19 protein-coding genes are annotated in these 17,365 nt (G+C 69.7%); 8 read left to right on the top strand and 11 right to left on the bottom strand.

Annotated features, from left to right (window positions below; genetic code table 11):
• The first annotated feature begins 15 nt into the window (after positions 1-15).
• Complete coding sequence (locus AB4Z48_RS04400) at positions 16-780, top strand: tyrosine-protein phosphatase (RefSeq protein ID WP_441612647.1); 765 nt, start codon at positions 16-18, stop codon at positions 778-780.
• On the opposite strand, the gene AB4Z48_RS04395 is transcribed toward AB4Z48_RS04400, so the two are convergent.
• Both AB4Z48_RS04395 and AB4Z48_RS04390 read right to left on the bottom strand, forming a co-directional pair.
• Positions 777-2,000 (bottom strand): acetate/propionate family kinase, encoded by a 1,224-nt coding sequence (locus AB4Z48_RS04395; RefSeq protein WP_441612646.1) that lies wholly within the window; start codon positions 1,998-2,000, stop codon positions 777-779. The genes AB4Z48_RS04400 and AB4Z48_RS04395 overlap by 4 nt on opposite strands.
• Positions 2,001-2,052: 52 nt before the next feature.
• Positions 2,053-2,994 (bottom strand): phosphate acetyltransferase, encoded by a 942-nt coding sequence (locus AB4Z48_RS04390; RefSeq protein ID WP_441612645.1) that lies wholly within the window; start codon positions 2,992-2,994, stop codon positions 2,053-2,055.
• Between the two features lie 303 nt (positions 2,995-3,297).
• Between AB4Z48_RS04390 and AB4Z48_RS04385 the strand changes: the two genes are divergently transcribed.
• From AB4Z48_RS04385 to AB4Z48_RS04360, 6 genes are all read left to right on the top strand, one after another.
• The gene (locus AB4Z48_RS04385; protein ID WP_441612644.1) at positions 3,298-5,559 is read left to right on the top strand and encodes a DUF3141 domain-containing protein; all 2,262 of its coding nucleotides are present in this window, start codon (positions 3,298-3,300) and stop codon (positions 5,557-5,559) included.
• A 16-nt stretch (positions 5,560-5,575) separates the two neighbouring features.
• Entirely contained in the window at positions 5,576-6,355 is a 780-nt protein-coding gene (fabI, locus tag AB4Z48_RS04380) for an enoyl-ACP reductase FabI (RefSeq protein WP_441612643.1), read from the top strand.
• A 92-nt stretch (positions 6,356-6,447) separates the two neighbouring features.
• Entirely contained in the window at positions 6,448-6,690 is a 243-nt protein-coding gene (locus tag AB4Z48_RS04375; RefSeq protein ID WP_441612642.1) for an RNA recognition motif domain-containing protein, read from the top strand.
• Between the two features lie 83 nt (positions 6,691-6,773).
• Positions 6,774-7,574 carry a TOBE domain-containing protein gene (locus AB4Z48_RS04370; RefSeq protein WP_441612640.1) on the top strand — a complete coding sequence of 267 codons (801 nt, stop codon included), beginning with the start codon at positions 6,774-6,776 and terminating at the stop codon, positions 7,572-7,574.
• Positions 7,575-7,779: 205 nt separating this feature from the next.
• The gene (locus AB4Z48_RS04365) at positions 7,780-8,379 is read left to right on the top strand and encodes a LysE/ArgO family amino acid transporter (RefSeq protein WP_441612639.1); all 600 of its coding nucleotides are present in this window, start codon (positions 7,780-7,782) and stop codon (positions 8,377-8,379) included.
• Positions 8,380-8,441: 62 nt separating this feature from the next.
• Entirely contained in the window at positions 8,442-8,954 is a 513-nt protein-coding gene (locus AB4Z48_RS04360; protein ID WP_441612638.1) for a class IV adenylate cyclase, read from the top strand.
• 22 nt (positions 8,955-8,976) lie between these two features.
• Here AB4Z48_RS04360 and AB4Z48_RS04355 read toward each other — a convergent pair whose 3' ends face one another.
• The 4 genes from AB4Z48_RS04355 to AB4Z48_RS04340 form a co-directional block, all read right to left on the bottom strand.
• Positions 8,977-9,696 (bottom strand): ATP-binding cassette domain-containing protein, encoded by a 720-nt coding sequence (locus tag AB4Z48_RS04355; RefSeq protein ID WP_441612637.1) that lies wholly within the window; start codon positions 9,694-9,696, stop codon positions 8,977-8,979.
• Positions 9,697-9,703: 7 nt separating this feature from the next.
• A complete protein-coding gene (gene modB / locus AB4Z48_RS04350) occupies positions 9,704-10,375 on the bottom strand; it encodes a molybdate ABC transporter permease subunit (protein WP_441612731.1) in 672 nt (223 codons plus the stop codon).
• Between the two features lie 88 nt (positions 10,376-10,463).
• Positions 10,464-11,276: a molybdate ABC transporter substrate-binding protein gene (gene modA, locus AB4Z48_RS04345; protein ID WP_441612636.1), complete on the bottom strand. Its 813-nt coding sequence runs from the start codon at positions 11,274-11,276 to the stop codon at positions 10,464-10,466.
• A gap of 319 nt (positions 11,277-11,595) precedes the next feature.
• The gene (locus AB4Z48_RS04340) at positions 11,596-11,790 is read right to left on the bottom strand and encodes a DUF1059 domain-containing protein (RefSeq protein WP_441612635.1); all 195 of its coding nucleotides are present in this window, start codon (positions 11,788-11,790) and stop codon (positions 11,596-11,598) included.
• A 208-nt stretch (positions 11,791-11,998) separates the two neighbouring features.
• Between AB4Z48_RS04340 and AB4Z48_RS04335 the strand changes: the two genes are divergently transcribed.
• The gene (locus tag AB4Z48_RS04335) at positions 11,999-12,538 is read left to right on the top strand and encodes a nucleoside 2-deoxyribosyltransferase (RefSeq protein ID WP_441612634.1); all 540 of its coding nucleotides are present in this window, start codon (positions 11,999-12,001) and stop codon (positions 12,536-12,538) included.
• Positions 12,539-12,563: 25 nt separating this feature from the next.
• On the opposite strand, the gene AB4Z48_RS04330 is transcribed toward AB4Z48_RS04335, so the two are convergent.
• From AB4Z48_RS04330 to AB4Z48_RS04310, 5 genes are read right to left on the bottom strand one after another with little or no spacing between them, the layout of a single operon-like run.
• Complete coding sequence (locus AB4Z48_RS04330; protein WP_441612633.1) at positions 12,564-13,169, bottom strand: PqiC family protein; 606 nt, start codon at positions 13,167-13,169, stop codon at positions 12,564-12,566.
• Positions 13,166-14,806, bottom strand: a complete 1,641-nt coding sequence (locus tag AB4Z48_RS04325) for a PqiB family protein (RefSeq protein WP_441612632.1) — start codon at positions 14,804-14,806, stop codon at positions 13,166-13,168. Before AB4Z48_RS04325 ends, AB4Z48_RS04330 begins: the two co-directional genes overlap by 4 nt.
• Positions 14,793-15,560: a paraquat-inducible protein A gene (locus AB4Z48_RS04320; protein WP_441612631.1), complete on the bottom strand. Its 768-nt coding sequence runs from the start codon at positions 15,558-15,560 to the stop codon at positions 14,793-14,795. Before AB4Z48_RS04320 ends, AB4Z48_RS04325 begins: the two co-directional genes overlap by 14 nt.
• Positions 15,557-16,228: a paraquat-inducible protein A gene (locus AB4Z48_RS04315; RefSeq protein ID WP_441612630.1), complete on the bottom strand. Its 672-nt coding sequence runs from the start codon at positions 16,226-16,228 to the stop codon at positions 15,557-15,559. Before AB4Z48_RS04315 ends, AB4Z48_RS04320 begins: the two co-directional genes overlap by 4 nt.
• Positions 16,225-17,349, bottom strand: coding sequence for an AI-2E family transporter (locus AB4Z48_RS04310; protein WP_441612629.1), 1,125 nt, complete (start codon positions 17,347-17,349; stop codon positions 16,225-16,227). Before AB4Z48_RS04310 ends, AB4Z48_RS04315 begins: the two co-directional genes overlap by 4 nt.
• Positions 17,350-17,365 lie beyond the last annotated feature (16 nt).

Below are 17,365 nucleotides of genomic sequence, written 5' to 3'. Positions count from 1 at the left end.
GGACCGAGGCAAGCAATGCATGCTGGAGAGAACGAAGCGCAAGCCACGGCGCTGATGCTGGACAACGTGGTCAATCTGCGCGACCTCGGCGGCCTCGGCACGCAGGACGGTCGCCGCGTGCGCAGCGGCAAGCTGTTCCGCAGCGGCAATCCGGCCTTCGCCAGCGTGGCCGACATGGCGCGCCTGCGCGCGCTGCAACTCGACATGGTGATCGACTTCCGCTCTTCCGGCGAGAAATCGCCCGAAGAGGGTGCGTTCGGCCAGGCCTTCCGCTGGGTCGCCACGCCGGTGCTCGAAGGCAGCATGTCGATGGCGGAGCTGATGCCGCGCATGCGTGACGGCAGCCCCGCGCAGATGGAGGCCTTCATGCTGGAGGTCTACGGCGATTTTCCGCGCAAGTACCAGGCTGCCTTCGGCGGCTTCCTCAAGACCGCGGAAGCGGGCGGCAACCTGCTGTACCACTGCACCGCAGGCAAGGACCGCACCGGATTCGCGTCGTTGTTGCTGCTCGCCGGCCTGGGTGTCGGCCGGGAAGCCATCATGGCCAACTACCTGGAGTCCAATCACTGGAACCAGGGCTTCAACGCGCAGATGAGCGCGCGGGCCGCGCAGGGCGGCGTCGATCCCGAAGTGATGCGGCCGCTGCTGGAAGTGCGGGCGTCCTACCTGGAGGCGTCGATGCAGGCCATCGAGCGGGACTACGGCGGCATGGCGGCTTACCTCGGCGAGGTGCTCGCGGTGGATGTGCGGCGCCTGCGGCAGGCCTATCTGGCGTCCTAGGCCGCTTTCTCCGCCAGCATGATGCGCGCGGTATTCAGCGCGATCATGCCCTCCTCGTCCGTGGGCAGCACCAGCACTGGCACGCGGCTGCCGTTGCGGCTGATGCGCTGGCGGTTCTCGCCGTTGGCGGCGGCGTCCAGGCTGATGCCGAACAGGTCGGCCAGGCGCGCGCAGATCCGCTCGCGCACGGGCGGCGAATTGGCGCCGATGCCGGCCGTGAACACCAGCGCGTCGAGCCCGCCCAGCGTGGTGGCCAGCTTGCCGATTTCCTGCGCGGCGCGGTAGGCGTAGAAATCGATCGCCAGGCGCGCGCGCGGCGCGTCGCTGGCCAGCAGGGCGCGCATGTCGCTGCTCACGCCGGACAAGCCCTTGAGCCCCGATTCCTGGTACAGCATGGTCTCGATGTCTTTGGTGCTCATGCCTTGCTGCGACAGCCACAGGACGGCGCCGGCGTCGATGGCGCCGCAGCGCGTGCCCATCGGCAGGCCGTCGAGCGCGGTGAGGCCCATGGTGGATTCGATGCTGCGGCCCTCGCGCATGGCGCACAGGCTGGCGCCGTTGCCGAGGTGCGCCACGATGACGCGGCCGGCGGAGAGATCGGGCGCCACCTGCTGCAGCCGGCGCGCGATGTACTCGTAGGACAGGCCGTGGAAGCCGTAGCGGCGGATGCCGCGCTCGAAGTATTCGTAGGGCAGCGCCAGCAGCTGCGCCATCTCGTCGTGCCCGGCGTGGAAGGCGGTATCGAAACAGGCCACCTGCAGCAGCGCCGGCGCCGCCGTGCGCACCGCGCGGATCGCGGTGAGGTTGTGCGGCTGGTGCAGCGGCGCCAGCGGCACCAGTGCCTCGAGCCTGGCGATCACCTCGTCGTCGATCTTCACCGCCGCGGAAAAATCGGCGCCGCCATGCACCACGCGATGGCCGATCGCCACCGGCGGCGCATCGCGCAGGCCGATGCTGAGCACCAGGCGGATCAGTCGGAAGGCGGCGTCGTGATCGGCCACCTGTGCCACCGGGAAGCGTTCGTCGGCGACCACGCGGCCGTCGGCCATGCTCGCGGTCAGGCGCGGCGCCACGCCGATGCCCTCGATCTGGCCGTGCGCGCTGAGCACCGGGTTGATGTCGGGGCTGGCGTGCGCGGCCTCGGGTACGGTGTAGACCGAGACCTTGACGCTGGACGAGCCGGCATTGACGACGAGAATGGTGGGATGGGTGGCGCTCACGCTGGCATGCCTCCTTGCAACAACATCGATGGGAACGACCGGATGCGGCGATTCAGACCGCGGCGCTCGCCTGGGCGGTGCGCCGCGCATGCGCCAGCAGCACGGTGATGGCGCAGCTGCCGATGCGCGCGCGCACGCTGTCGGCGCGGCTGGTGAGGATGATGGGCACGCGTGCGCCCAGCACGATGCCGGCGGCTTCGGCGCCGGCCAGGAAGGTGAGTTGCTTGGCCAGCATATTGCCGGATTCGAGGTCCGGCACCAGCAGGATGTCGGGGTCGCCCGCCACCTCGGAGACGATGCCCTTGGTGACGGCGGCCTCGCGGCTGATGGCGTTGTCGAATGCCAGCGGGCCGTCGAGGATGCCGCCTTCGATCTGCCCGCGCCGGCTCATCATGCACAGCGCCGCGGCGTCGATGGTGGAGGGGATCTTGTCGGTGACCGTCTCCACCGCCGAGAGGATGGCCACCTTGGGGCTTGCGATGCCGAGCACGCGCAGCAGGTCGATCGCGTTGCGGCAGATATCGGCCTTGTCGTTGAGGGTGGGGAAGATGTTGACCGCGGCATCGGTGATGAACAGCGGCTTGTGATAGCTGGGCACGTCCATGGCGAACACGTGCGAGAGGCGGCGCGCGGTGCGCAGGCCGGTCGCGGAGGCGGTGACCTCGTGCATCAGCTCGTCGGTGTGCAGGCTGCCCTTCATCAGCAACTCGGCCTCGCCGGCGCGTATCGCCGCCACCGCGCGCGCGGCGGCGGCGTGGCTGTGTGGCACGTCGATCAGTACGGCGTCGCCCAGCGCCAGCGCATTGGCCTCGGCGACCTGGCGGATGCGCGCGGCGGGCCCGATCAGCAGCGGCACGATCAGGCCGAGGCTGGCCGCCTGCAGCGCGCCGCCGAGCGAGGATGCATCGCAGGGGTGCGCCACGGCGGTCGGAATGGCGGGCAGGTCGGCGCAGCGCGCGAGCAGGACGGAATACTTGTCGAGATTCTGGGTCATCGGCTTTCCAGTGCGTCCGGGTGAGTCGATCCGGGTGAGTCGATCCAGCGTCGGCGCGCGGGGGCGTGCTGCGTCGCGCAAAAAAAGCAAAGCCAAGTATAGGTCATGTTGCGGGCGCCAAGATGACACCGCGCAAGCGCGGCATGGCTTGGCGCGTCCGTGGCCGAGTGGCGCCCGCGCGGCGCCGGAGGGCGCTTGTCAAGCGTCGGGACCGCTGGTAGATTTGCTGTGCTGCAGGGCAACAATCCGGCAACGACCCGGTGCCTGCCCCTGCCTCCAACGCCACATGCAGGAGGAAGCCGAGTGAACGCACGTGTACCCGTCATCCAGTCTGGCAGCGAATACGGGGGCCGGGGATCCGGGCTGCCGATGCCCCCCGCGTGGTCCTACGCCATCGATGCCTGGCAGCGCGGCATCCTGTTGCTGGACATCCTGCGCGAGCGCGGCAACCAGACCTTGGAGCACGAGCGCGAAGGCATGCCGCCGGTGCTGGCGTTCAGCCACGAGATCGTGGTCGACGGCCGCACGCTCGCGCAGCCCGCCAACTATGCGCTGCTGCGCGTGCTGCCGCCGCCGGGCTGCGAAGACAGCGACGACACCAGTCGGCCCTTCGTGGTCATCGATCCGCGCGCCGGGCACGGCCCCGGCATCGGCGGCTTCAAGATCGACAGCGAGATCGGCATCGCGCTGCGGCGCGGCCATCCCTGCTACTTCGTCACCTTCTTCCCCGTGCCGTGCCCGGGGCAGACCATCGAGAGCGTGGCGCGCGCCGAAGCCGTGTTCCTCCAGGCCGTGGTCGAGCGGCACCCGCATGCGCAGGGCAAGCCCTTCGTGATCGGCAATTGCCAGGGTGGCTGGGCGCTGATGATGCTGGCCGCGGCCGCGCCCGATCTGCCCGGGCCGCTCCTGCTCGCTGGCTCGCCGCTGTCGTACTGGGCCGGCGTGCGCGGGCGCAATCCGATGCGCTACAGCGGTGGCCTGCTGGGCGGCTCTTGGCTGGCGTCGCTCGCGGCCGATCTCGGCAACGGCCGCTTCGACGGCGCCTGGCTGGTGCAGAACTTCGAGCAGCTCAATCCCGCCAACACCTTGTGGAAGAAGCTCTACGACGTGTACGCGAACGCCGACACCGAGCGCGAGCGTTTCCTCGCGTTCGAGCGCTGGTGGGGCGGCCACTTCCTGCTCAACCGCGCCGAGATCGACTGGATCGTGCAGAACCTGTTCGTCGGCAACCATCTCACGGCCGGCGAGGTGCGCAGCGCCGACGGCAACGTCACGGTGGACCTGCGCAACGTGCGCTCGCCGATCGTGGTCTTTGCTTCCTGGGGCGACAACATCACGCCGCCGCAGCAGGCGCTGGACTGGATCCCCGATCTCTACGCCAGCGTCGACGAGATCGTCGCCAACGAACAGGTCATCGTCTACTGCCTGCACGAGAAAGTAGGGCACCTCGGCATCTTTGTCTCGGCCAGCGTGGCCAACCGAGAGCACACCGAGCTGATCTCCGCGCTGGACCTGATCGACGTGCTGCCGCCCGGCCTGTACGAGGCGCGCATCGAGGACATCGCACCTGATACTTCGCACCTGGAGCTGATCGACGGCCGCTACCTGGTGCGCTTCGAGCGCCGGACCATCGCCGATATCCTCGCGCTCGACGACGGCCGCGAAGACGAGCAGGCCTTCGAGGTGGTGCGGCGCGTGGCGCAGGTCAATCAGCGCCTGTATGACACCTTTGTCTCGCCGGCGCTGCAGGCCGTGACCTCCGAAGCGGGCGCCTACGCAATGCGGCAGATGCATCCCGCGCGGCTGGAGCGCTCGCTGGCGTCCGACGCGAATCCGTGGATGGCGTGGATTGCAGCGCTGGCGCCCGCGGTGCGCGAGGCGCGCCAGCCCGTGGCGCAGGACAATCCTTTCCTGGCGCTGGAGCGCGCTGCGTCGGACGGCATCGTGCGCATGCTGGATGCCTGGCGCGACCAGCGCGACGCTGGCTGCGAGCAGCTGTTCGAGGCGCTGTACCAGTCGCCCTGGCTGTCTGCGCTGGTGGGCTTCGCGCCCGGCGCGCAGCGGCGCGGGCCGCCGCCGCAAAGCGTGGCGCTGCGCGAGGAGCTGACCGCCCGTCGCATCCACGATGCGCGGCAGCAGATCGACCAGGGCACGCCGCTGGATGCCTTCATGCGAATCCTTGCCTATGTCGCCGACGAGAGCGCGGGGATCGAGGAGCGTCCCTTCAACCTGATGCGCAAGATGGCGAAGGAGCACCTGGCGCAGCAACCGGACATTGCGACCGTCAAGGCCACGGTCAAGCGCCAGAGTTTTATCGTCGGGCTCGATCCCGCGCGCGCGGTGGCCGCGTTGCCACAGCTGTTGCCGGACGGCGCGCAGCGCCACCGCGTGATGGTGGCGATCCACCGCATCCTTACCGTGCGCGCGCCGCTCGAAGGCGCGAGGCTGGCGCGCTACCGCGAGGTTGCGCGCGTGCTGGGTACCGATCACACGGCACGGCCGGCGCCGGTCGGCGCGCCCGTGCCGGCAGCCGGCGCCACCGATGCGGCCGAATCCAACTCCTGAACGAACGAGGCTTCTCATGACGCAAGTTCCGAATCCCCCCTTGCTGGGCGCTCGCGTGCTGGTGGTCGGCGTGGCCAATGCGGAATCCATCGCATGGGGCTGCGCGCGCGCCTTCCGCGAGCTTGGCGCCGAGATCGCGCTGACCTATCTCAACGACAAGGCCTACCCGCATGTGGCGCCGCTGGCCGAGGCGGTAGGCGCGACCATCCTGATGCCGCTCGACGTGGAAGATCCCGCGCAGGAGCAGGCGCTGTTCGAGCGCATCGCGCAGCAATGGGGCAAGCTCGACGCGCTGGTCCACTCGGTGGCGTTCGCGCCGAGGGAGGACCTGCACGGTGGCCTGCTCAATTCGTCGGCGTCCGGCTTCGCGCGCGCCATGGATGTGTCCTGCCATTCCTTCGTGCGCCTGGCGCGGCGCGCGGTGCCGCTGATGAGCGACGGCGGCAGCCTGTTCGCGATGAGCTACGAGGGCGCCGTCCGGGTGGTGCCGAACTATGACCTGATGGGTCCGGTCAAGGCTGCGCTCGAGGCCACCTGCCGCTACCTGGCGCACGAGCTGGGCCCGCGCGGCATCCGCGTGCACGCGATCTCGCCCGGCCCGCTCAAGACCCGTGCCGCCTCCGGCCTGAAGGATTTCGAGCGGCTGCTGGCCGACGCTGCCGGGCGCGCGCCGCTCGGCGAGCTGGTGGACATCATGGACGTGGGCTTCGCCACCGCCTACCTGGCCACGCCGTACGCGCGCCGCATTTCCGGCAACACCGTCTACGTGGATGGCGGCGTGCACATCATGGGGTAGCGCCTTGCCGGCCCGCGCCGCCTACAATGGTTGAAACAACAAGGGCCGGTGCCGTCCACGCGTACGCGCGCCCCTCCTATCGGGAGCACGACATGAAGGTACTCATCCGGGGCCTGCACCGCGATGTGACCGAACCGATGCTGCGCGAAAAGCTGGCGCCCTACGCGCCTGTCATCTCGGTGGAAATGGTGCGCGAGGGTGACCCGGAGCACCCGTGGGCCTGGGTCGACCTGGCCGTCGACCCGTTTACGGCGTGGCGCCTGCTGCGCCAGTTCGACCGCCAGTATTTCGCCGGCAGCATGATGCGCTGGTATATCCCCGCCCACCAGGGCTAGGCGCGCCGGCATGTCCGGATTGGCATTACCATAGCTGGCTGTGCCACTTTGCGGCGCTGCCCTGGCGCAGCGCCCCTCCACGCATGCTAGAACTCGACGGTGCGATCTGGTTTCGCTCCGGCAGCCGGGACTGGGGCGGCCGCGAGCGCATCGCCCTGCTGGCGGCGATCGGCGAGCACGGCTCGATCACCGCCGCGGCCAAGGCCGTGGGCCTGAGCTACAAGGCCGCCTGGGACGCCATCGACGCGATGAACAACAGCGCTGGCGAGCCCCTGGTGGTGCGCGCCACCGGCGGCAAGGGCGGCGGCGGCACGGTGCTGACCGCGCGCGGCCAGAGCCTGATCCGTACCTATCGCGCGCTCGAGCTGGAACACCAGCGCTTCATCGCCCACCTTGCCAGCCTGGGCAACCTTGCCGAGCCCGCGCAGGATGACCTCGACCTGATCCGCCGCTTCATGGTCCGGACCAGCGCGCGCAACAAGCTGTTCGGCACGGTGGCGGCGATCCGCGCCGGCGCCGTCAACGACGAGGTCGCGCTGGCGCTGGCGGGCGGCCAGCAGGTCATCGCCACGATCACCCATGAAAGCGTGCAGACGCTGGGCCTGGCGCCGGGCGTGGAGGCCTTTGCCCTGGTCAAGGCGTCCTCGGTACTGCTTGGCCTGCCGGACTCGGGCCTGCGGCTGTCGGCACGCAACCAGTTGCCCGGCAGCGTGGCGCGCGTGCTGCCCGGCGCGGTCAGCACCGAAGTGGCGCTCGAACTCGATGGCGGCGGCACCGTGGTGTCCGTCGTCACCAGCGACAGCGTGGCGGCGCTGGGGCTCGTGCAAGGCAGCCGTGCGCTGGCCGTGTTCAAGGCTTCGAGCGTGATCCTCGGCACCCTGTGAGCGGCGCGGCGCCCGGCCGCGCTAGAATCCGGCCTCCGCGCCGCGGCGGCAGAAGCGGCGGTGGCGGCTGCAGCGGCGGCAATGAGCAGAACAACAAGAACCGAATGAAGAAAACGCCCGGGCATCGCTCCCGCCTGACCATTTTTTGCTGGCCGCACGGCCATTGCACGGCGCGCGCCGGCCTGCCGGCGGGAGGGCGCTGAGCATGGACGCCGCCATTGCCGGCTTCAGCCTGGGGCTGTCGCTGATCCTCGCCATCGGCTCGCAGAATGCCTTCGTGCTGCGCCAGGGCCTGCGGCGCGAGCACGTGTTCTGGGTCTGCCTGGTGTGCGCGCTGTCCGACGCCGCGCTGATCCTGATGGGCGTGTCGGGCTTCGCCGTGCTGATGCGCAAGCTCCCGTGGCTTGGCGACGCCATGCGCTACGGCGGCGCGGCCTTCCTGCTGTGGTACGGCGCGCGCAGTTTCTGGGCCGCGTGGCGCACCTCGGGCGTACTCGCGCCGAGCGATGCGCAGCCGCGTCCGCTGGCGGCCACGCTGGCGGTGTGCCTGGCGCTGACCTGGCTCAACCCGCATGTGTACCTCGATACGGTGATGCTGATCGGCTCGGTTTCCACCCAGTTCGCCGGACGCGCGAGCGCTTTCGCGGCCGGGGCGATGGTGGCCTCGTTCGTATTCTTTTTCGCGCTGGGCTACGGCGCCGCGCTGCTGCGGCCGGTGTTCGCCAGGCCCACGGCGTGGCGCGTGCTGGAGATCGTGATCGGCATCACCATGTGGGTCATCGCCGCGCGGCTGCTGCTGGACTGAGATGCCGCGACACCGCGCAACCAGCACGGAAACACGGAAACACGGAAACACGGAAACACGACATGCCTAGAAACGTGGAAATCAAGGCCCGCATCGCCAGCATCGATGCGCTGGTCCCGCTGGTGGCCCCGCTGGCCGATCACGGGCCGGAACGGATCGAGCAGGACGATACCTTCTTCCGCTGCGCCAGCGGCCGGCTGAAGCTGCGCGCGTTTGCCTCGGGCGAGGGGCAACTGATCTTCTACGCGCGCGCCGACCAGGCCGGGCCCAGGGAGAGCCACTACATCATCTCGCCGACGGCGGCACCCGATTCATTGCGTGCCGCGCTGGCGGCGGCCTGGGGCGAGGACGGACGTGTGCGCAAGACGCGCGTGCTCTACCTGGCGGGCCGCACGCGCGTGCACCTGGACCGGGTGGAAGGGCTGGGAGATTTCCTCGAGCTGGAAGTGGTGCTGGCCGAAGGCGAGCCGGCCGCGGCGGGCGTGGCCGAAGCGCACGCCTTGCTGGCCAGGCTCGGGGTGGCGCAGGAGCAGCTGGTGGAAACCGCCTACGTGGACCTGCTGCGCGCGGGGTAAGGCAGGAGCGGGGCGCGGGTGGCTACACCCGCGCCGATGCCGGCGCATAGACCTGCGGATGGCCTTTCACCGGCCCGCCCCCGTGGATGCGCCCGTCGCGCACCTCCAGCACATGATCCCCGAGCGCTTCCACATCATCGGGGTCATGCGAAATCACCAGCATCGGCACCTCGAGATCGGCCTGCAAGGCCTTCAGCTCGGTGCGCATGCGTACGCGCAGCGCGGGGTCCAGCGCGGAGAACGGCTCGTCGAGCAGCACGATGTCCGGCTGTGCAACCAGCGCGCGCGCCAGCGCCGTGCGCTGCTTCTGGCCGCCGGAGATCTCGCCGGGATAGTTGCCGGTGATCGCGCCCAGGCCAAAGGCATCGATCCAGCGCCGTGCTTCGGGGTGGCTGGCCTTGCGGCGCGGGTTGCGCCAGCCGCGCTCGAGCCCGAAGGCGATGTTCTGCGCCACCGTCAGGTGGGGAAACAGCGCGTAGTCCTGGAACAGGTAGGCCACGCGGCGCTCCTGCGGGCGTACGTTGACATGGGCCTGGCTGTCGAACAGGGTGCGGTCGTTCAGCACGATGCGGCCGCTGTCGGGCCGCAGCAGGCCGGCGATGGCCCGCAGCGTGAGGCTCTTGCCCGCGCCCGAGGGGCCGAACAGCGCGATGCGGCGGCTCGTGGAGTCGAAGGCGATGTCCAGCGAGAAGCGGCGGTCGTCGGAGCCGAGATCCTTGCGGACTGTCACATGCATGCTCATGGCGGATCTACCCTAAGGCCTTGCGGCTGGATGGCACCAGCCGGCCTGCCGCCACCAGCAGCACCACGCAGGTGACCGAGGTCACCAGCACCAGCAGGTTGGCGGTATTGTCGTCGCCGGCCTGCACGGCCTCGTAGATGGCGACCGACAAGGTTTGCGTGCGGCCCGGCAGGTTGCCGGCCACCATCAGGGTGGCGCCGAACTCGCCCAGGGCCCGCGCGAAGGCCAGCAGCACGCCGGCGATGATGCCGCGCGCGGCCAGCGGCAGCGTGACGCGGAAGAAGATGCCGGCCTCCGGCGTGCCGAGCACGCGCGCGGCGTCCTCGTACTGGGTGTTCACACCCTCGAAGGCGGCGCGCGCGGACTTGAGCACCAGCGGGAAGGCGACGATGGTGGACGCCAGCACCGCGCCCTGCCAGGTGAAGACCAGCTCGATGCCGGCGCGGCCCAGCCATTCGCCCAGCACGCCGCGGCGCCCCACCATGACCAGCAGGTAATAGCCCATCACGGTGGGCGGCAGCACCAGCGGCAGCGTGAGGATGGCGTCGACCACGTCGCGCGCGCCGGAGCGCCAGCGCGACAAGGCATAAGCCGCGGCCACGCCGAGCACAGTGTTGAGCACGGTGGCCCAGCCCGCTACCTTGAGCGACAGCGCCAGCGGGACCCAGACGGATTGCAGGGAATTCATAAGGATGGCCGGCCGGACCAGGCGGGCCGGCGGCGGGAGGAGCCGGGCCCGGTTCCCGCACCCGGCTCGCGCGTGAGGGTCAGGGCTTCAGGAAGCCATACTTGGCCAGTACGGCCTGGCCTTCGGCCGACAGCACATAGCTGACGAAGGCGGAGGCCTCGGCCGGCTGCCTGGCGATGGCGGTGACGGCGATCGGGTAGGTGACCGGCTGGCGGGTCGGCACGCGCAGCGCCACCTTGACCTTGTCCGGCATGATGGCCGCGTCGGTGGCGAAGACGAAGCCGGCCTCGACTTCGCCGCGCGCCACGTAATCCAGGCTCTGGCGCACGTTCTGCGCCATCACGCCCTTGGCCGACACGGCGTCCCACACGCCCGCGGCTTCCAGCGCGCCCTTGGTATAGCGGCCCACCGGCACCGAGGCCGGGTTGCCGAAGGCAATGCGCTTGAACTCGGGCTTGGCCAGATCCTGCAGCTTGCCCACTTCCTGCTTGCTGTCGGCCGGCAGGATCAGCGCGAGCTGGTTGGCGGCGAAGTCGCGGCGCGTCGAGGCGTTCACCACGCGCGCGGCCTCGGCCTTGGTCATCGCATCCTGGTCGGCGGAGGCGAACACGTCGGCCGGCGCGCCGTTGACGATCTGCTGCATCAGCACGTCCGAGGCGCCGAAGTTCAGGATCACCTTGGTCTGCGGATGCGCGCGCTCATAGGACTCCGCCAGCGACTTGAAGGCGTTGGTCAGGCTGGCTGCGGCCGATACCACCAGGTCGGCGCCGAAGGCGGCCGGCGCGGACAGCGCCAGCGTGGCGGACAGCAGCAGGCCGGCCGCGAACGAAGCGGTCCGGCGGGTGCCGCGCGATCGACGGGGCAGGGCGGGCGAAGCGGGGATCGGTTGCATGGGCATGGCGGTGCGCAGGTTGGCGTAGCTGGGGTAGCTGGAGTAGCGGACTTAGCAGGCAGGACGGGCCCGCAAGCCTGCCAAATGCGCAATATATGACGGTATATAACGCGGCGTCAATGGCACATTCGCCAGCTTCGGCATGCCTTGCGCGCGATGACCGGGGCGCGCATGCATGCCATCTGCGCCGTCACGGCCGTGTAACCGGTGCGTCACCCTGCTGCCATTGACGCCCGCGACAATGTCCGGCGCCGGGCGCCACGCAAAAAAAATGCCGGCGGGTGGCCGGCATCACGCCTTGCGAATGAGGGGCCCGCGCTCATGCCGGCGGGTTGATGTCCTTGAAGGCGCTCTTGAGCATCTGGCGCAGCTCCGGTCCATCCTCGTGCTGGTGGACCTGCACCGCATGCTGCACGGCGACCTGGAGCAGTTCGTCCTCGGTGTCGGCGCTGAGGGCGACCGTGCACTTGGACTCGCTGGGGAAATCGCGGCAATCGATGTATTTGCGTCCCATGGGTGACTCCTGACGCGGGTGAGGGTTGTGTATCGGCCGGGGCAGCTGCCGTGTCCCGGTGGCAGCGTCCCGCTGCGTGCCGCCGGGCCGCGTGTTCAGTATAGGGCGGCCGCCGCAAAAACCCGCCCTCGCCGTCAGATCGGCTATCCTCGAGCGTCACTTAGTCCATGGCACCAGCCGACACCCAACCCCCGACACCAAAGCCAAGATGAAATCGATCTACCTAGCCGGTTTCGACGTCTTCCGTGCCAACGCCGTCGCCTACGGCGAACGCCTGAAAGCGCTGTGCGCCCAGCACGGCTTTGCGGGCCTGTATCCGCTCGACAAGGCCGCCCCGGCGGGCCTGCCGGGGCCCGATACCGCACGCTGGATCTACGAGGCCAATATCAACCTGCTGCGCCGCGCCGATATGGTGATGGCCAATCTCGACGACTTCCGCGGGCCCGGCGAGCCGGATTCGGGGACGGTGTTCGAGGTCGGCTTCGCGGTGGCATTGCAGAAGCCGGTGTGGGGCTACAGCAGCGACGCCGGCACCTTGCTCGAGCGGGTGGGCGTGGCGAAGGCCGCATCGGGCGAGATGCTCGATGCGCGCGGCTTCGTGGTGGAGGATTTCGGCCTGGGCAAGAACCTGATGCTGGCCTGCTCCGTGAAGCTGGTGGACGGCGGGCCGGCGCAGTGCCTGGCGGCGATGGCGGAAGCCGAGCGGCGGCGCAGTTGCCGCGGCAACGGTACGCAGGCCGAAGACTGAACAGCGGCGGGGGCTACCCCTGCGGTCAGCGCCGCAATGCGTCCATGCCGGCGGCGATGTCGTCGGCCGTGTTGGCCACGATCTGGCGGTAGGCGGCCACCACGCCGTCCACCGCGCCCGGCGCCGGCAGTTCGGCCTGGGTGCGGCCGGCGCTGATCTTGCCATCGGGCAGGCGGCGCACGGTCCAGTTGATGGTGGCGCTGGCGCGCTGGCCGACGCTGGCCTCCAGGCGCACCACTTCGGTCGTGATGCGGTACACCGGCGCCACGTCCGACAGGCCCTGCTGGTAGGTGTCGACCGCGCCGAGCCGGGCCTGCAGCTGCTGCGAAAGCGCATCGCGAAGTTCGTCGGGCAGCGGCGCGGACCAGCGCGACAGGTCGAGCAGCCTGAGCTCGCCGTCCTGGCCGTCGCGTACCACCAGTTGGGGGCGGTTCAACCGCTCCGGCACGCGCACCGGCGCCACCTCGATCCACATCGGCTGTGCGGCGGCGGCGGGAGCGGCTGCGTCGGCGCCGCCGGCGCCCTGCGCCAGCGTGTAATAGCGCGGATCGGGCGAGGCGCAGCCGGGCAGCAGCGCGGCCGCGAGCGGCAGGGCGAGCAGCACGGCAGACATCATCTTGCGGGTCATCATTGTTTCTCCGGCTTGCCGCGCACCAGCGCTTCGGGGTGGCGTTCCAGGTAGTCGGTCAGCGCGCGCAGCGACGCCGCGGTGCGCGTGAGCTCCTGCATCATGCGGCGCGTGTCTTGCTGCAGCGGCGCGTCGGAGGCCAGCGTGCCGCTGGCGGCGCTGAGCGTCTTGCGGGCGTCCTGCAGCGCGGCCACCACCTGCGGGGCCACGTCGCCGTTGAGCTGGCTGACCAGCTTGTCGGCGCCGGCGAGCATGGTGTTGAGCGAGGCCATGGAGGTACGCACGTCCTGGCCGATCTGCTCGAACGGCACCTTGTCGATCTTGTTGACGATGTCGCCCAGCTTGGCCTGGAGTTCGTCGAAGGTGCCCGGCGTGGTGGCCAGTTCGGGCATCGCGGCGTTGAGGTCCACGTTGACCGGTGGCGCCTTGGGGAAGAAGTCCAGCGCCACGTAGAGCTGCCCGGTCAGCAGGTTGCCGGTGCGCAATTGCGCGCGCATGCCGCGCTTGATCAGGGTCTGGACGATGTTGCGGGCACGATTGACGTCTTCCATGTCGCGCGCGCGGAAGCCCATGCGCGAGGGATAGAGTTCCACCACCACCGGTAGCCGGAAGGCCTTCTTGTCGCTCAGGTACTCGATGCCGATCGAGCGCACCTGGCCCACCACCACGCCGCGGAAGTCGACCGGCGCGCCGGGCGAGAGCCCGCGCACCGACTGGTCGAAGTTCAGCACGGCGAGCGATGGTATCAGTTCCTCGGGCTCCTTCATCGCTTCGGTCTGGTCGCTGGAGAGCAGGAACTGGGTGTTCTCGTTGGCGGCCGCGGTCACTCTGCTGTCGTCCGGCGCCTGGAAGGCCACGCCGCCCAGCAATACCGTCACCAGCGACTGCGTATTGAGCTTGAAGCCGCCGGCGTCGAGCTTGATGTCCACGCCGCTGGCGTGCCAGAAGCGGGTATCGGCCGTGACCAGGTTATCGTAGGGCTTGTTGATGAACACGCGCAGCGAGAGATCGCGCCCGTTGGGCTCGAGCTGGTAGGCCACCACCTGCCCCACCTGCACGCGGCGGTAGTAGACCGGCGAGCCTATGTCGAGCGAGCCGAGATCGGCGGCGCGCAGCAGGAACTGCTTGCCCGAGGCATCGGTGGTGACCGCGGGCGGCACTTCGAGCCCGGTGAAGTCGCGCACGCGCTCCTCGGACTTGCCGGCGTCCACGCCGATATAGGCACCCGACAGCAGCGTCTCCAGCCCCGAGATGCCGCTGGTGGCGAAGCGCGGGCGCACCACCCAGAAGCGTGTGTCCTTGGCGGAAAAGCTGGCCGCGTCCTGGGTCAGGTCGATCTTGGCGATCACGTGCGAGCGGTCAGGCGCCAGGCGCACCGACTTGACCAGGCCGATGTCCACGTCCTTGTAGCGCACCGGCGTCTTGCCAGGCGTGAGGCCTTCGGCGGTGCGGAAGGTGACCGTGATCCCGGGGCCGCGCTCGGCCAGCGTGTGGATCAGCAGCGAGAGCCCGACCACGGCGGCCACGATCGGAATCAGCCATACCAGCGAGGGCAGCCAGCGTGCGCGCCTGCGGCGCTCGGGCGCGGGCGGCAGCGGCGGAGGTGGCGGCGGAGCAGAGGGGTTGTCAAGGTCGGGCATCGTTTGTATCCAGCGAATCCCACAGCAGGCGGGGATCGAAACTGAGTGAGGCCAGCATGGTCAGCACCACCACGGAGCCGAAGGCCATGGCACCGGCGCCGGGGATGATGGTGGCGAGCGCGCCCGCGCGCACCAGCGAGGCCAGCAGCGCTACCACGAAGATATCGAGCATCGACCAGCGGCCGATGACTTCCACCAGGCCGTACAGCCTGGTCTGCTGGCGGATGCGCCAGCGCGAGCGAAAGTGCACGGACAGCAGCAGCAGCGTGAGGATCATCATCTTCAGCAGCGGCACCACGATGCTGGCGATCAGCACCACGATGGCCAGCAGGTTCGATCCCGACAGCCACAGGTAGACCACGCCGGAGAAGATGGTGTCGCGCTGCGTGCCGAGGATGGACTGGGTCACCATCACCGGCAGCAGGTTGGCGGGGATATAGAGGATGAAGGCCGACAGCAGGAAGGCCCAGGTGCGCGTGAGGCTCTGCGGCTTGCGGTGGTGCAGGGTGGCGCCGCAGCGCGGGCAGGGCTCGCCCGCCAGCGCGCGCGGGCTGAGCGCGTCGCAGGCGTGGCAGGACACCAGCCCCATCGAGGTGGCGGTGGGCACCTGCGGCAGCGGCTTTGCCTCGTCGTCGTCGGTCAGTTCCGCCACCACGCCGGCGGCTATGCGCCGCGAGCGGGCCAGGGCGCCGTTGCCGCGCTTGCCCCCGTGCTGGTCGCTGCCGGGCGGGGTGTGGTCGGGCGCGGCGCTCATCGCGGCGGCTCCTCGTCCAGGTACTGCCACAAGTCGCGCGGGTCGAACGACAGCATCGCCGCCAGCACCACCACCAGCGCGCCGAACGACCACAGCGCCACGCCGGGCAGCACCTGGGCCATGGTGGAAAGCTTCACCAGCGTGACCAGCACCCCGATCATGAAGACCTCGATCATGCCCCAGGGACGGGTCTGGCGGATGCCGCGCACGATGCGCTCGAAGCCGGCCGGCATGCGGTGGCGCGCCATCGGCACCAGCAGGTACAGCATCATCAGCATCTCGGTCAGCGGAAACAGGATGGTGGTGGCGAACACCAGGATCGCCACCAGCGACATATTGTCGGCATGGAGCGCCAGCACCGCGCCCCACAGCGTGGTCTCGGTGCGCACGCCCTTGAGATCCATCTCGACGATCGGGTAGGCGTTGGACACCGCGAACAGGATCAGCGCGGCCAGCACCAGCGGCAGCAGCCGCGCATAGGCGCGCGAGCTTTCGCGGTAGAGCTGGCCACCGCAGCGCAGGCACAGCGCCCGCTCGCCGGTGCCAAGGCGCTCGCGCTGGTAGACCGCGTCGCAGTATTCGCAGGCCACCAGATGCGCCAGCGCCGCCGGCGCGACTGGCGTGCCGGGCGCGCCCGGACTGGTCTCGCCGCGGCCGGCTTCGCTCATGCCTTGCCGGAGCCCGCCACGTCCTCGGCCGTGGTGACGGGTTTGCCTTGTGCGAGCACGCGCGGCGGATCGGCCGGGTGCTGCGAGCCGATGGTCCAGTCGCGCAGCAGCGCGTAGGCCACCGCCAGCAGCGTGGGCCCGATGAACACGCCGAGGAAGCCGAAGGCCAGCGCGCCGCCGAACACGCCCAGCATGACCCAGATCAGCGGCATGTCGGTGCCCTTGCTGATCAGCAGCGGCTTGATGATGTTGTCGGCCATGCTGACCACGCCCACGCCCCACACCACCATGAAGATGGCCCAGCCCAGCGAGCCGGTGTGGTACAGCCACAGCGCGGCCGGGATCCACACCAGCGGCGGGCCCACCGGGATCACCGAGAGGAAGAAGGTGACGAAGCCAAGGATGGCCGCGCCGGGCACGCCGGCGATCCAGAAGCCGATGCCGGCCAGCACCGCCTGCACGAAGGCGGTGCCGAGCACGCCGTAGACCACGCCCTTGACGGTATTGCCGGCCAGCGCCAGCAGGTGGTCGGCGCGCTCGCCGGCGATGCGGCGCATGCCCGCGCGCAGCCACGCCACCGCGAATTCGCCGCCGGTATAGAAAAAGAACGCCAGCACGATGGACAATGCCAGCTGCCCGAGCCCGGCGCCGATCGAAAGCCCCGCGCCCAGCACCGCGTGGCCCACCGGCGCGATCAGCTTGCGCAGGTTGGCCACCATGTCGGAGTCGGCGTGGATCACCTTGTCCCAGCTGTTCTGCAGGTAGTTGCCCACGTAGGGCAGGCCGGTCAGCCAGTCCGGCAGCGCCGGCAGGCCGTTGTCCACGAAACGGTCGACCAGGCCGGACAACTCGTCGATATGGGCGGAGAAGCTGGCGCCCGCGTAGACGAAGGGGCCCAGCACGATCACGGCGGCCAGCAGCACGCAGATCACCGCGGCCAGGCTGCGCCGGTTGCCCAGCCAGCGCGACAGCACCGAATACGGGTACCAGGAGCTGAAGGCGAGGATGGCGGCCCACAGCAGGGCGGTGGTGAAGGGCGCCAGCACCAGCAGCGAGCCGCCGATCAGGACGACCAGCGCAAGCACGGCGGCGAGTTTTTCAATCAGTTGGCTGGAGCTCATCGGGCGTATGTCCGGA

The sequence above is a fragment of the Cupriavidus sp. 2TAF22 genome, from assembly GCF_052115045.1.
Lineage (GTDB): Bacteria > Pseudomonadota > Gammaproteobacteria > Burkholderiales > Burkholderiaceae > Cupriavidus.
The sequence above is the reverse complement of the archived record's forward strand: the minus strand, read 5'-3'. Positions and strand labels throughout refer to the sequence as shown.